At 58.1% G+C, this 13,544-nt stretch carries 15 protein-coding genes; 12 read left to right on the top strand and 3 right to left on the bottom strand.

Annotation, left to right across the window (positions count from 1 at the left end; translation table 11 throughout):
* Together A3730_RS27895 and A3730_RS27890 are read left to right on the top strand one after the other, a co-directional pair.
* A partial coding sequence (locus tag A3730_RS27895) for an acyl-CoA thioesterase II (RefSeq protein WP_197477704.1) occupies nt 1-188 on the top strand: 188 nt, incomplete at its 5' end.
* Entirely contained in the window at nt 185-781 is a 597-nt protein-coding gene (locus tag A3730_RS27890; RefSeq protein ID WP_063520591.1) for a uracil-DNA glycosylase family protein, read from the top strand. The genes A3730_RS27895 and A3730_RS27890, both read left to right, overlap by 4 nt.
* A gap of 13 nt (nt 782-794) precedes the next feature.
* On the opposite strand, the gene A3730_RS27885 is transcribed toward A3730_RS27890, so the two are convergent.
* Entirely contained in the window at nt 795-980 is a 186-nt protein-coding gene (locus A3730_RS27885) for a hypothetical protein (RefSeq protein ID WP_063520592.1), read from the bottom strand.
* 4 nt (nt 981-984) lie between these two features.
* Here A3730_RS27885 and A3730_RS27880 point away from each other — a divergent pair, with 4 nt between their 5' ends.
* The 9 genes from A3730_RS27880 to nqrM all read left to right on the top strand — a co-directional run bounded on the left by A3730_RS27880 (nt 985) and on the right by nqrM (nt 10,124).
* Nucleotides 985-2,424 carry a glyceraldehyde-3-phosphate dehydrogenase gene (locus tag A3730_RS27880; protein WP_082872555.1) on the top strand — a complete coding sequence of 480 codons (1,440 nt, stop codon included), beginning with the start codon at nt 985-987 and terminating at the stop codon, nt 2,422-2,424.
* 267 nt (nt 2,425-2,691) lie between these two features.
* Nucleotides 2,692-4,038: a Na(+)-translocating NADH-quinone reductase subunit A gene (locus tag A3730_RS27875; protein WP_063518773.1), complete on the top strand. Its 1,347-nt coding sequence runs from the start codon at nt 2,692-2,694 to the stop codon at nt 4,036-4,038.
* A gap of 2 nt (nt 4,039-4,040) precedes the next feature.
* Nucleotides 4,041-5,300, top strand: a complete 1,260-nt coding sequence (locus A3730_RS27870) for an NADH:ubiquinone reductase (Na(+)-transporting) subunit B (protein WP_063518774.1) — start codon at nt 4,041-4,043, stop codon at nt 5,298-5,300.
* Entirely contained in the window at nt 5,300-6,130 is an 831-nt protein-coding gene (locus A3730_RS27865; RefSeq protein WP_063518775.1) for a Na(+)-translocating NADH-quinone reductase subunit C, read from the top strand. Before A3730_RS27870 ends, A3730_RS27865 begins: the two co-directional genes overlap by 1 nt.
* Nucleotides 6,130-6,795, top strand: coding sequence for an NADH:ubiquinone reductase (Na(+)-transporting) subunit D (locus A3730_RS27860; RefSeq protein ID WP_063518776.1), 666 nt, complete (start codon nt 6,130-6,132; stop codon nt 6,793-6,795). The genes A3730_RS27865 and A3730_RS27860 overlap by 1 nt, the downstream gene beginning before the upstream one ends.
* Nucleotides 6,796-6,807: 12 nt before the next feature.
* Nucleotides 6,808-7,428 (top strand): NADH:ubiquinone reductase (Na(+)-transporting) subunit E, encoded by a 621-nt coding sequence (gene nqrE / locus A3730_RS27855; protein WP_007150757.1) that lies wholly within the window; start codon nt 6,808-6,810, stop codon nt 7,426-7,428.
* Nucleotides 7,429-7,443: 15 nt separating this feature from the next.
* Nucleotides 7,444-8,673 (top strand): NADH:ubiquinone reductase (Na(+)-transporting) subunit F, encoded by a 1,230-nt coding sequence (gene nqrF / locus A3730_RS27850; protein WP_063539375.1) that lies wholly within the window; start codon nt 7,444-7,446, stop codon nt 8,671-8,673.
* Between the two features lie 202 nt (nt 8,674-8,875).
* Complete coding sequence (locus tag A3730_RS27845) at nt 8,876-9,886, top strand: FAD:protein FMN transferase (protein WP_063518778.1); 1,011 nt, start codon at nt 8,876-8,878, stop codon at nt 9,884-9,886.
* Nucleotide 9,887: 1 nt separating this feature from the next.
* Nucleotides 9,888-10,124 carry a (Na+)-NQR maturation NqrM gene (gene nqrM, locus A3730_RS27840; protein WP_007151334.1) on the top strand — a complete coding sequence of 79 codons (237 nt, stop codon included), beginning with the start codon at nt 9,888-9,890 and terminating at the stop codon, nt 10,122-10,124.
* A 183-nt stretch (nt 10,125-10,307) separates the two neighbouring features.
* Here nqrM and A3730_RS27835 read toward each other — a convergent pair whose 3' ends face one another.
* Nucleotides 10,308-11,432, bottom strand: coding sequence for a GNAT family N-acetyltransferase/peptidase C39 family protein (locus A3730_RS27835; protein ID WP_063539374.1), 1,125 nt, complete (start codon nt 11,430-11,432; stop codon nt 10,308-10,310).
* Nucleotides 11,433-11,562: 130 nt separating this feature from the next.
* Here A3730_RS27835 and A3730_RS27830 point away from each other — a divergent pair, with 130 nt between their 5' ends.
* The gene (locus tag A3730_RS27830) at nt 11,563-12,732 is read left to right on the top strand and encodes a patatin-like phospholipase family protein (protein ID WP_063520096.1); all 1,170 of its coding nucleotides are present in this window, start codon (nt 11,563-11,565) and stop codon (nt 12,730-12,732) included.
* Here the strand turns inward: A3730_RS27830 and A3730_RS27825 are convergent.
* Complete coding sequence (locus A3730_RS27825; RefSeq protein ID WP_063520097.1) at nt 12,696-13,496, bottom strand: glycerophosphodiester phosphodiesterase; 801 nt, start codon at nt 13,494-13,496, stop codon at nt 12,696-12,698. The genes A3730_RS27830 and A3730_RS27825 overlap by 37 nt on opposite strands.
* Nucleotides 13,497-13,544: the final 48 nt, after the last annotated feature.

The following is a 13,544-nucleotide window of genomic DNA, read 5'->3' as shown; positions in this document are numbered from 1 at the left end:
ACGCCATGTGGTTCCATGAGGACTTCCGTATTGATGAATGGCTGCTGTATCGCAGTGATAGTCCTTTCGCAGGCGGTTCCCGTGGCCTGAACTTTGGTTCCATCTACCGCCAGGACGGCACTCTGGTGGCGTCGGTGGCCCAGGAAGGGCTGATGCGTTTGCACCCCTCTGACAGCCCGGCGGAATGACGCAGCTGATTGACCTGCTGGAAGAGGTACGCGCTTGCCGGCTGTGTGAGCCGCACCTGCCACTGGGGCCGCGGCCGGTGGTACAGGCCGGGGAGGGCGCTCGGTTATTGATTGTGGGCCAGGCGCCGGGGACCCGTGTTCATGAAACCGGTATCCCCTGGAATGACCCGTCCGGTGAGCGTTTACGAGACTGGCTGCAGATCAGCCCTGAAACGTTCTACGACGCGGACCAGGTGGCGATTGTGCCCATGGGGCTGTGCTACCCGGGGCGCGGAAAGGGCGGTGATCTGCCGCCGCGCCCGGAATGTGCCCCCCAATGGCACGACCGGTTGCTGGCGGAGTTGCCGAACCGGCGCCTGACGTTGCTGGTGGGGCAGTACGCCCAACGCTATTACCTGCCGCAGCGGGGTAAAACCCTCACCGACAATGTGCGGCATTTTGCCCGGGCGCTGGAGGCGGGGTTTTTCCCGTTGCCCCATCCCAGCCCCCGCAATCGCCTGTGGCTGCGCCAGCGGCCCTGGTTTAACGACGAGGTGGTGCCGGTGCTGCGTGAACAGGTTGCCACCGCTATGCAGGCACCGCCTGCGGGATGATAAGGCTGATGTATTAGCGGTTTGTTTCCGACAGGGCCGGCTCCCTGGGCTTGTAGCGCGCAATATCCCCGTAACCCGGGTGGATAAAGCCGCTTTTTGGCGCTATTATGCGCGCCCCGAACTCCACCACCGCAGGTGGGCCAGGAAGCAGGGCAATGACGCCGCTTTCCGCCGCCTGAACCCAAACTGAGAGGGCCATCTCCGTGAGCAAACTGGAAGACCATTTCGGACGCTGGAAAAACCGCGAAGAGATTGCAGAAGCCATGATCCCCATGATCGGCCGCCTGCATCGTGAAAAGAACGTTACCACGACCGTGTACAGCCGTTCCCTGGTCAACAAGTCTGTTATCCAGATTCTGAAGAGCCACCGTTTCGTCAAGCAGGTCGAGGACTCCGAGCTGTCTGTGGTCGATACCTTCCCGATTCTTCAGGAAGTGGTGAAGTCGGATCTCGGCCCTTGCCGTATTGATATCGGCAAACTGGCGGTGGAGTACAAGAAAGACAATCGCGGCTTGTCTATTGAAGACTACGTGCGCGAAGAGCTGGCAGAAGCGGTGAGCAGCAAGGTTGGCATGCCTGAGCGTACCGATGTGGTGCTGTACGGCTTCGGTCGTATCGGCCGAATTCTGGCCCGCCTGCTGATCGAAAAAGCCGGTTCCGGCGATGGCCTGCGCCTGAAGGCTATTGTGGTACGCGAGTCTGGCAAGGGTGATCTGCAGAAGCGCGCCAGCCTGCTGCGCCGTGACTCCGTTCATGGCCCGTTCGCCGGCACCATTGCCGTGGACGAAGAAGAGAACGCGATCATCGCCAATGGCAACTTCATCAAGGTGATCTACTCCAGCGACCCGTCGTCCATCGATTACACCGCTTACGGCATCAGCAATGCCGTGGTGATCGATAACACCGGCAAGTGGCGCGATGAAGAAGGCCTGTCCCAGCACCTGCAGTGCAACGGTGTTTCCCGCGTGATGTTGACGGCGCCGGGCAAGGGCAACATGAAGAACATCGTTCACGGCGTGAACAATGATCTGATCCAGGACAGCGACAAGATCATTTCTGCTGCCAGCTGCACCACCAATGCTATCGTTCCGCCGCTGAAAGCGCTGGAAGACAAGTTTGGTATCGAGTTTGGCCACGTGGAAACCGTACACTCCTACACCAACGACCAGAACCTGCTGGATAACTTCCACAAAGGTCCCCGTCGTGGTCGTTCTGCACCCCTGAACATGGTGCTGACTGAAACCGGTGCAGCCACTGCGGCCACCAAGGTATTGCCGAATCTGGACGGTAAGCTGACCGGTAACTCCATCCGCGTTCCAACCCCGAACGTGTCCATGGCGATCCTGAACCTGACTCTGGGCAAGGAAACCACCCTGGAAGAGCTCAACGATTACCTGCGTTGGGTAAGTCTGCATTCTCCATTGCAGCGCCAGGTGGATTTCGTGAGCAGCCCGGATGCCGTGTCTACGGATTTCGTCGGCTCTCGTCACGCCTCCGTGATCGACGCGGAAGCGACCATCGTGAATGGCCGCCACTGCGTGCTGTATGTGTGGTACGACAACGAGTTCGGCTACAGCTGCCAGGTGCTGCGTATCCTGCAGCAGATCTCCGGGGTGGAATTCCCGGTGTATCCAAAGGACTGAACCCCGGAATGAAGAAGCCCGCCCCGCGGGCTTTTTTTCGGTGCATTTCCCGTTTTTAAGTTGCACCAAGATGGTTCCATGCGACAAAAGGCGGGTCTGGCGGTGCTGGCGAACAGGCAGGTACGACTTTATAATGTGCCCGCCGGGTTTTTGTCGGCATCCATTGCATATTCCGGAATTTGCGAACATCCCCGGTAATTCCCTGTTTTTCAGGGCGATCCGGGGGTGTGCCTCGACTTCAGCAACACGCAACGTGGGCGAGAAACTATGATTAAAATCAGGAAGGGCCTTGATCTGCCCATCGCTGGTGCACCGCGCCAGACGATTGAGGAAGGTCATCAGGTTCGTTCTGTTGCCGTGCTCGGCGGTGACTATGTGGGGATGAAACCCACTATGGAAGTCCGCGAGGGAGACGTGGTCAAGAAAGGCCAGCTGATCTTCACGGACAAGAAAACCGAGGGTGTGAAATACACCGCTCCTGCTGCCGGCAAGGTGATTGCGATCAATCGTGGTCACAAGCGCGTGCTTCAATCCGTGGTGATTGAAGTGGCAGACCAGGAAGAAGAAGTCACCTTCGTCTCTCACTCTGCCGAACAGCTGGCTTCTCTGGACCGCGAAACGGTACAGCAACAGCTGGTAGATTCCGGTGAGTGGACCTTGCTGCGCACCCGCCCGTTCGGCAAGGTGCCCGCACCGGGCAGTACCCCCAATTCCGTTTTCGTTTCCATTCTCGATACCAACCCCCTGGCGCTGGACCCGGCGGTGGTGATCAAGGAAAACGAACAGGCTTTCCGCAATGGTCTGGCGGTGCTGAGCCGCTTGACGGACGGCCCGGTATGGGTGTGTCGTGGTCCGAATACGGACCTGCCGAGCTTTGCCGGTGGCCAGGTGCGTGAAGAAGCGTTTGCGGGCAAGCACCCGGCAGGCAATGTGGGCACCCACATTCATCACCTGGATCCGGTGGGCCTGAAGAAAACCGTCTGGTCCGTGGGTTATCAGGACGTGATTGCCATTGGCAACCTGTTCACCGACGGCAAGATCAGCTCCGCCCGTGTGGTTGCGCTGACCGGCCCGCAGGCAAAAACACCGCGTGCCCTGCGCACCCGTGTTGGTGCCAGCGTGGACGATTTCGTTCAGGGCGAGCTGAAAAGTGGCGATAACCGCCTGGTATCCGGCTCTGTGTTGAACGGCCACAACGCCCGTGGTCCGGTGGCCTGGTTGAGCCGCACCACCAGCCAGCTGACGGCCCTGCGTGAAGGCCATGAACGCGAGCTGCTGGGTTACATCTCACCCGGCACCAACCGTTTTTCGGTGATGAACATCTACCTGTCCAAGCTGATGCCGGGCAAGCGCTTCAATTTCACCACCACCACCAATGGCTCCGAGCGTGCCATGGTGCCGGTGGGGGCCTATGAAGAAGTGATGCCGCTGGACATTCTGCCGACGCAGCTGCTGCGCGCATTGGTCGTTGGTGATACCGACAGCGCCACGGCCCTCGGTGCCCTGGAGTTGCTGGAAGAAGACCTGTCCCTGTGCACTTTCGTGTGCCCGGGCAAATATGAATACGGTCCGATTCTGCGCGACAACCTGACCACGATTGAGGCGGAGGGCTGAGCATGGGTATGAGAAAGTTTCTGGATGATAAAGTGTCCCCCCATTTCCATGAGGGTGGCAAATTCGAGAAGTATTACACCTTCTACGAAATGTTCGACACCATGCTCTACACCCCGGATTCGGTGACCCGTTCCGCGGCCCACGTGCGTGATGGTCTCGACCTGAAGCGGATCATGATGACGGTGTGGTTCTGCACCTTCCCGGCGATCCTGTTCGGTCTGTGGAACACCGGTTATCAGGCCAACCTGCAGATTGCCGAGCTCGGTGCCAGCCCGCTGGCCGGCTGGCGCAGTGACCTGGTGGCAGCGCTGACCGGGTTTGATCCGGCCAGTATCTGGGCCAACGTGTTGCATGGTGCGGTCTACTATATTCCTATTCTGATTACCGTCTACCTGGGTGGTTTCATTTGGGAAGGCCTGTTCGCGTGGAAGCGTGGCCATGAGGTTAACGAAGGCTTCTTCGTGACCGGTATTCTGTTCACCCTGATTCTGCCGCCGTCCATTCCGCTGTGGCAGGTTTTCCTGGGGATTTCCTTTGGTGTCGTTATCGGCAAGGAAGTGTTCGGGGGAACCGGCAAGAACTTCCTCAACCCGGCATTGGTTGGCCGTGCGTTCCTGTACTTTGCCTACCCGGCGCAGATGTCCGGTGATGCAGTCTGGACCGCCGTGGATAACTTCTCCGGCGCTACCTCCCTGTCTCTGGCTGCTTCTGGCAGCCTGAACTACGCGGCTGGCCTGACCGGTAACGCCCTGACTGAAGGTGCGGCGGCGGCGACCGCCAGCCTGAGCTGGATGAATACCTTCCTGGGTAACATCCAGGGCAGCATCGGTGAGACGTCCACTCTGGCTATCCTGATCGGTGGCGCGGCCCTGTTGATGACCAAGATCGCTTCCTGGCGCATTGTGCTGGGCGTGTTCCTGGGCATGGTGGGCATGTCTGCGCTGTTCAACGTTATCGGGTCCGAGACCAACGCCATGTTTGGCATGCCGTGGTACTGGCACCTGAGCGTGGGCGGTTTCGCCTTCGGCATGATTTTCATGGCTACCGATCCTGTGTCTGCGTCCATGACCAACACCGGTAAATACATCTTCGGTGCCCTGATTGGTGTGATGACCGTCCTGATCCGGGTCATCAACCCGGCCTTCCCGGAAGGCATCATGCTGGCAATTCTGTTCGGTAACCTGTGTGCGCCGCTGATTGACTACTTTGTCACTCAGTCAAACATTCGCCGTCGTCTGCGTCGTACCGGGGGAGAAGTGTAATGGCTGGAAAAAATGAAAGCGTCAGCAAGACCCTGCTGGTTGCCTTCCTGGTGTGCGTGGTCTGCGGTGTGGTGGTTGCTACCGCCGCCGTGAGCCTGCGCCCGGTACAGAACGAAAACAAGCTGATCGACAAGCGCATGAACATCCTGCTTGCCGCCGGCATGTACGACGCTAGCCAGGACGTGAACGAGCAGTTCAAGTCCATCGAGCGCAAGTTTGTCGACATCGAAAGCGGTGACTATGTAGAGATGCCGGAAAGCTATGATCAGCGTACCGCCGCCAAGGACCCGGCCCAGTCCGAGCGCCTTAGTGGCGACGTGGACATTGCCGGTATCAAGAACCAGGCGGACGTGGCCGAGGTATACCTGGCCCGTGGTGATAATGGCGAACTGAGCCGTATCATCCTGCCGGTTCACGGTTATGGCCTGTGGTCCACCCTCTATGGTTTCCTGGCGCTGGAGCCGGATGCCAACACCGTGGCTGGTCTGGGTTTTTATGAGCACGGCGAAACCCCTGGCCTGGGCGGTGAAGTGGATAACCCCAAATGGAAGGCCCTTTGGGAAGGCAAGAAGCTGTACGGTGATCAGGGCGAAGTGGAAATTCAGGTCATCAAGGGTACGGTGGAAAGCAACACCCCGAATGCTGAACATAAGGTAGACGGCCTGGCCGGTGCTACCCTGACCAGCAAGGGTGTCAGCAACCTGCTTCGCTTCTGGGTCGGCGAGAACGGCTTTGGCCCCTACCTGAAGCGCATGCAGCAAGGTGGCGGTGATGTGGCTCAAGCCACCGATGCCGTTGAATCCAGCGAGCAGCCGGAAGGAGACGCGTAATGGCGGAGAAAACCAAGGACATTCTGTTAGGTCCGATTTTCGACAATAACCCCATCGCGCTGCAGATCCTGGGTATCTGTTCCGCGCTGGCGGTAACCAGCAACCTGAGTACTACGGTCACCATGTGTATCGCATTGACCGCAGTAACCGCGTTCTCGAACTTCTTCGTAAGCTCGATTCGCAACAGCATTCCTTCCAGCATTCGGATCATCGTGCAGATGACCATTATTGCGTCACTGGTAATCGTGGTGGATCAGTTTCTTAAGGCGTACGCCTACAGCATTTCCAAGCAGCTGTCGGTGTTCGTGGGGTTGATCATCACCAACTGTATCGTGATGGGCCGTGCGGAAGCCTTTGCCATGAAGAATCCACCGCTCCCGTCTTTCCTGGATGGTGTGGGCAATGGCCTGGGCTACTCCGCGATCCTGTTGGGCCTCGGTTTTACCCGTGAATTGCTGGGTGCCGGTAGCCTGTTCGGTCATCAAATTCTGCCCAAGGTGTCTGAGGGTGGCTGGTACATGACCAACGGCATGATGCTGCTGCCGCCGAGTGCTTTCTTCCTGATCGGGTTGTTCATCTGGGCCATCCGTGCGTGGAAGCCGGAGCAGGTAGAGCCGGACGACTTCAAGATGAAGCCACACACCCGTGTCAGCGACGCGTTTTAACGGAGACGAGTAATGTTTGAACATTATCTGAGCCTGTTCGTCCGCGCCGTCTTTGTTGAAAACATGGCGCTGGCCTTCTTCCTGGGCATGTGTACGTTTATTGCCGTATCCAAGAAGATCTCGACTGCGATTGGCCTGGGGATTGCCGTGGTGGTGGTGCTGACCATCACCGTGCCGGTGAACAACCTGCTGCTAACCTACCTGCTTGATGAAGGGGCGCTGGCCTGGACCGGTGTACCGGCGCTGGCCGAGCTGGATCTGCGTTTCCTGGGGCTGCTCAGCTACATTGGCGTTATCGCCGCGCTGGTGCAGATTCTGGAGATGACGCTCGACAAGTATGTGCCGAGCCTCTACAACGCGCTGGGTATCTTCCTGCCGCTGATCACCGTGAATTGCGCCATTCTGGGTGCGTCCCTGTTCATGGTGGAGCGTGATTACACCCTGGGTGAGTCCATGGTATACGGCGTGGGTGCCGGCACCGGGTGGGCGCTGGCGATCACATTGCTGGCGGGTATCCGGGAAAAGCTCAAGTACAGCGACGTACCGGATGGTCTGAAAGGTCTGGGCATCACTTTCATTACCGTGGGTCTGATGTCACTGGGCTTCATGTCATTTTCCGGCGTGCAGCTGTAAGGGGAGAGTTGAATCATGAGTGTTGAGATTATTCTCGGTGTCGTCATGTTCACTGCCATTGTGCTGGCGCTGGTGGCGGTGATTCTTGCTGCCCGTTCCCGTCTGGTGGCAACCGGTAACGTACACATCGATATTAACGACGATGCCGAAAAAGGCATTGATGCGCCCGCCGGCGGCAAGCTGCTGGGCACCCTGGCAGACCAGGGTATTTTCCTGTCTTCAGCCTGTGGTGGCGGTGGTACCTGTGCGCAGTGTCGCTGCCAGGTGCTCGACGGTGGGGGAGACATTCTTCCCACCGAAGAAGGCCACTTCACCAAAGGACAGATTCGCGATGGCTGGCGCCTGAGCTGCCAGGTCAACGTGAAGCAGGACATGAAAATCCAGGTGCCGGAAGAGTTCTTCGGCGTGAAGAAGTGGGAATGCGAGGTTATTTCCAATAACAACGTTGCCACTTTTATTAAAGAGCTGACGCTGAAATTGCCGGAAGGCGAAAACGTGGATTTCCGCGCGGGTGGTTATGTGCAGCTGGAAGCACCGCCCTTTGATGTGAAGTTTTCCGACTTTGACATCGATGAGGAATACCGCGGTGACTGGGAGCGTTTCAACTTCTTCGATTTGAACACCAAGAACAACGAAGAAGTGATTCGCGCCTATTCCATGGCCAACTACCCGGAAGAGAAGGGCATCCTGAAGTTCAATATCCGTATCGCGACGCCGCCTCCGGGGTCCAAGGATATTCAGCCCGGGATCATGAGTTCCTACGTCTTCAACCTGAAGCCGGGTGACAAGATCACCGTATTCGGACCCTTCGGTGAGTTCTTCGCCAAGAAAACCGATGCGGAAATGGTCTTCATCGGTGGTGGTGCGGGTATGGCACCCATGCGTAGCCATATTTTCGACCAGCTCAAGCGGTTGAACTCCAAGCGCAAGATCAGCTTCTGGTACGGTGCGCGGAGTGTTCGTGAGTGCTTCTATAACGAAGAGTACGACTTGCTTGCGGACGAGAACGATAACTTTGAGTGGCATCTGGCCCTGTCAGACCCGCAGCCCGAAGACAACTGGGATGGTCTCACCGGTTTTATCCATAACGTGCTGTTCGAACAGTATCTCAAGGACCATCCGGCTCCTGAAGACTGCGAGTACTACATGTGTGGTCCGCCGATGATGAACGCCTCGGTAATCAAGATGCTCGAAGATCTTGGTGTGGAACCGGAAAATATCCTGCTGGATGACTTTGGCGGATGATTCCAAACGCCGGCCTTCGGGCCGGCGTTTCTTTAAGTTCAAAGTTCAAAGTTGAAAAGGTAAGCGGTGATCTTGTGCATTTCCCTGCGAAATCGCTCGTCGCGGCTATAGCAGTGTCAGTGTAGTGCCTGGGCAACGCGCGTTTTAACTTTAAACTTTGAACTTTCAACTTGCGCTCCTTGTTAACCACCGGAACATGACAATGCCTCGCATTCTTCCTCTGCTGATTGTTTCCCTGGCGCTGCTGCTGACGGGCTGTGACGACAGCAAGAATCGCCTGTCGGTACTCAGTGGCCCCACCATGGGAACCACCTGGAGCGTAAAATACACCGGCACTCCGGACGAAGGCGTAGAAGCGTTGAAGGGTGATATTGAAGCGGCGTTGGAGCAGGTAAACGCCCAGATGAGCACCTACCGACCGGATTCCGACCTTAGCCGTTTCAACAGCGCCGAGCCGGGGACGCTGATGAATCTGCCCTCGGATACCGTTAAGGTGATGACTGCCGCCTTTTCCCTGTCGGAACAAACCGGCGGCGCCTATGACGTGACGGTGGGGCCGCTGGTTAACCTGTGGGGCTTCGGGCCGGACCCGGACCGGTTTGAGCCACCAGAGGCCAGCGAAATCGAGACAGCGCAGGAACGGGTTGGCTGGCAGAAACTGCTGCTCAGCGACCAGCAACTGCTGCAGCCCGGCGGCATCTATGTGGATTTGTCGTCCATTGCGAAAGGTTTTGCGGTGGACAAGGTGGCGGCCTTACTGGATAGCCACGGGCTGAATAACTACCTGGTAGAGGTGGGCGGAGAACTGCTGGGCAAGGGCAGCAAACCCTATAAACAGCCCTGGCGGGTTGCCGTAGAACGCCCGATTGCGGGTGTTCGCGAGGTGGAGCAGGTGGTAGACCTGAAGAATATGGCCGTGGCTACCAGTGGCGATTACCGTAACTTTTTTGAGTCGGACGGCCGCTTGTATTCCCATACCATTGACCCCCGTACCGGTTACCCGGTGGAGCATCAGTTGGCCTCGGTGTCCGTTTTGCACAAAAGTGCCATGATGGCCGACGGTCTGGCCACCGCCATGACGGTGCTGGGCCCGGATGAAGGAATGGCTTTCGCCAAAGACCAAGAACTGGCAGTGTTTTTTATTGTCAGAACCAGTAAGGGCGTGGAAGAGTTATCGACTCCCGCCTTCGATGCAATTGTGGAGGGTAAGTAACATGTTCATGACCATTGTGGCAGCAGTAGTTTTCATTGGCCTGCTTTTCGCCGGCATGGCCGTGGGCGTGATTCTTTCCAACAAGCCGGTCAAAGGCTCCTGTGGTGGCCTGGCCTCACTGGGCATGAAACAGGACTGTGAAATCTGCGGCGGTAACGACGATGAATGTGAAGAGAATGCCCGCAAGGTGAACAGCGAAAAAGCGGCCACCCTGGGCAAGGACGTGATGAAGATGTAAGCCCGCGCCCGGCCACAAGAAGCCCGCCCCGTGCGGGCTTTTTTGTGCCTGAACGGCCCGCAGGAGCGATAACAGCAGTCGCGAGTTGCGAGAAGCGAGTGTCGAAAAGCAAAACCTCAAAGAGCGGAAATTCAGGCTTTCGCGACTCGAAACGGTTTTATTGCGATGTTCGCAAGGCATTATTCAGGGGCGGCTCAAGATCACCGCCGTGCGCAGCTTTGCCTGCCCGTATTGTCGCATCTGATCAAATTTTTTCCGCGTGATGGGCACATGCTGGCAGTCCATAGGCACTTGGTCTTCGCCGGGGTCCGGGTCATGAATGTAGAAGCATTCTCCGTCGCTGCCGCTGATGGCAACCCAGTGTGGAGCCTTGCGTCCGTCCAGCCGCCAGGTGCTGATCAGCACCAGGACAATGCTGCCGGCGGCAATGGCCTTGTCTACCTCATCGGCGCCGAAATCTTCGTAGCAAACAGGCACTTTTTGCCGTGCACATTCGCTAACAAAGTGGTCGTGTACCGTGGTAATCACCGCTTTCTTGTCGCTGTCGCGCACTGAGTCCACAAACAGGGGGCCAGTCTGGTTACACCAGACGCGGGCGTTGAGCCCACGCTGCCGGGCGGCCAACGCCAGCCCCAGCGGGTGGCAGCCGCCATGGCCTGCGGTCATGAAAATGGTGGTGGCTTCGCGCCACAGCAACAGTTCTTCTGTGGTCGTGGGCGTTTGTTGTTTCAGTGCGGCCAGGGCCATTAGCAGGCAGGCCGGGCCACAGGTGAACGGGGTGGTCTGCTGGACCCAGGGCAAGTGCCGAGGCGTCGGGTTGTCGCGCTGATTTCCGGGTGGGTTGCCGGGTTGATAGTGCAGCCGTTTCTGGTAACGCAGGGCGTCTTCATGATCCTCGTAATAGTCCGCCGTCTGGGCAAAAAGGCGATAGCCCAGGCGTTCATACAGGGCGATGGCTGCCGCGTTATCCTTGCGCACTTCCAGTCGCAGGAACAGGCGCCGTTGCTGGTGCGCATAGTCCTCGGCGGCTTCTAGTAACCGCTCACCGAGTTTTTTCCCCCGTTGCTGCGGATCCACTGCGATGGAGTAAAGCCGGGCGAGGCGCGTGCCGGGCTGCAGCAACACCAAGGCATAGCCAGCCAGTTGTTGTTGTTCATCCAGCGCAACGATGAGACCGCTGTGCTGACGTTTAAGCCATTTACGGAAACTGCGACGGGACAGTCGATCGGATGAAAAGCAACGCTGTTCCAGCGCAGTGAGTGCATCCAGATCGTCGGGAAGAGCAGGGCGGAGGGAGAAAGCGCACATAATCCTGTGTCCTTGAGAGCGTTCAGAATAAGGCAGCGCGTATTGTCCCGCCAGTATTATTCATGTGCTGGCCGGTGGTGGCGTGGCGGTCAGCGCGGCATACTGAGCGCAACAAACAGGGAGGGTATCAATGAACAAGCAGGATCCGGTGAGAGGACTGATATTGTCCGGCGGCGGGGCGCGTGGCGCTTACCAGGTCGGTGTCCTGGCGGCGATTGCGGAAATGGTGCCGCGCGGTGCCCCTAATCCGTTTCCGATCATCTGCGGTACCTCGGCAGGGGCGATCAATGCGGCGGCGTTGTCAGCCAATGCGGGCAACTACCGCGCTGCTGTGCGAGGGCTGGAACGGGTCTGGTCGAACATTACCGCTGAGCAGGTCTACCGCACGGATCTGTATGCCTGTCTGCGTGGCGTCATGCGCTGGTTTTTCTCTGGCGTGGCCACGGGCAAAACCCCGGAACGCAGTTCACTGCTCGATAACACGCCGTTGCAGCGTCTGTTGTCGCTGGTGATTAATTTTCGTCGTATCCAGGAAAGCCTGGATCAGGGGCATTTGCGGGCGTTGGCGATTACGGCCTCTGCCTATGCCAGTGGCGAGTCGGTGAGTTTTTTTCAGGGCTCGGACGAGCTACCTGAATGGATCCGTGCGCGCCGCAAGGGTAAGCGTTCGAACATCGGGGTGGAGCATTTATTGGGGTCGGCGGCCATTCCTATCCTGTTCCCCGCCAGCAATGTGGATGGTGCCTACTACGGCGATGGGGCACTGCGGCAACTGGCACCGTTGAGCCCGGCATTGCATCTTGGCGCCACGCGCTTACTGGTGATTGGTGTCTCCGGCAACGTCAGTGCCGGGCATCAGCGCCGGCTTGGTGGTTATCCTTCCATGGCACAGGTGTTGGGCCACGTTCTGAACAGTGTGTTCGTGGATACGCTGGAAGGGGATGTGGAGCGGCTGGAACGAATCAACCACACCCTGTCTGCGCTGGGCGAGCGCACCCGCAGAAAGCATGGTATCAAACTGCGCGAAGTGGACGTGCTGAAGATTTATCCCTCGCGGCCCATTGATGAAATCGCAGCGGAGCATATCCGTGAATTACCCCGGACCTTGCGTTTTTTTCTGCGCAGTTCCGGCGCGACCCGTTCCCCCGGGGCCAGTGCCATGAGTTATCTGCTGTTTGAGCCCGGTTTCACCAATGCCTTGATCGAGATGGGGCGCAAGGACGCCATGGCCCGTAAAGAGGAGATCATGGTGTTTCTTAACGATCAGCCGTTAATGGAAGCGGCTTCCGAAGAGCCGTAACGGTGTTTGCGGCGGAAGTGGCTGACAAAGCTGGTGGGGAAGTCAGTGATGATGCTGTGCACTTTCAGCTTGGCCAGTCGTTCGGCTTCGGTCAGGTCGTTCACCGTCCACACGGACACTTTCAAGCCTCGCCGTTTGGCCCGGCGCATTAGCGCGGGGCCGACCAATGAGTAATGTGCGATCACCCAGCTGCAGCCCAGCCCTTTGGCGCGGCGAGTGGGTTGCAGGTAACGATACTGGCACACGTAACCCCGTTCGATATCCGGGGCCATGGTGCCGATCATGCGTAGAAAGCCGGTGTGGCTGGACGTGATCACCACCCGTGATTGCAGCTGCTGATCATGGATCATGTGCGTGAGGTGATGAGCCAGCTGGTGGAGGACGGTACGGTCTGCTCCTTTCACCTCGAACTGAAAACGCATATCCGGGCCGCACAGTTCAACCACTTCCTGCAGTGAGGGAATTCCGGTGGGGCTGTGCCAGCCGGGGGTATTGCGGCGGGCATCCATCACCCCAAGCTGGGCACGGGTGTACTGGCGCACATTGCCACGGACACCGGTGGTGCGGGTCACGTCGCTGTCGTGCAGCACGATCAGCTGGCCATCGGAGGATAGCCGCACATCCAGTTCCATTTCCGTCACACCGGCTTCTATTGCCACTTGAAAGCTGGCCAGCGTGTTCTCCGGCGCTTCGCCGCGGGCGCCACGGTGACCCACCAGAGCAGGGTAGGTTGAAGGTGTCAGTTCGGTCATTGGCAGTGTCATAGCGTTATTCTTTGCGAGAAAGATGACAGCGCTGTGACCTGGACACAA

The sequence above is a fragment of the Alcanivorax sp. HI0044 genome, from assembly GCF_001634945.1.
This window is presented reverse-complemented; position numbering and strand designations above follow the sequence as displayed.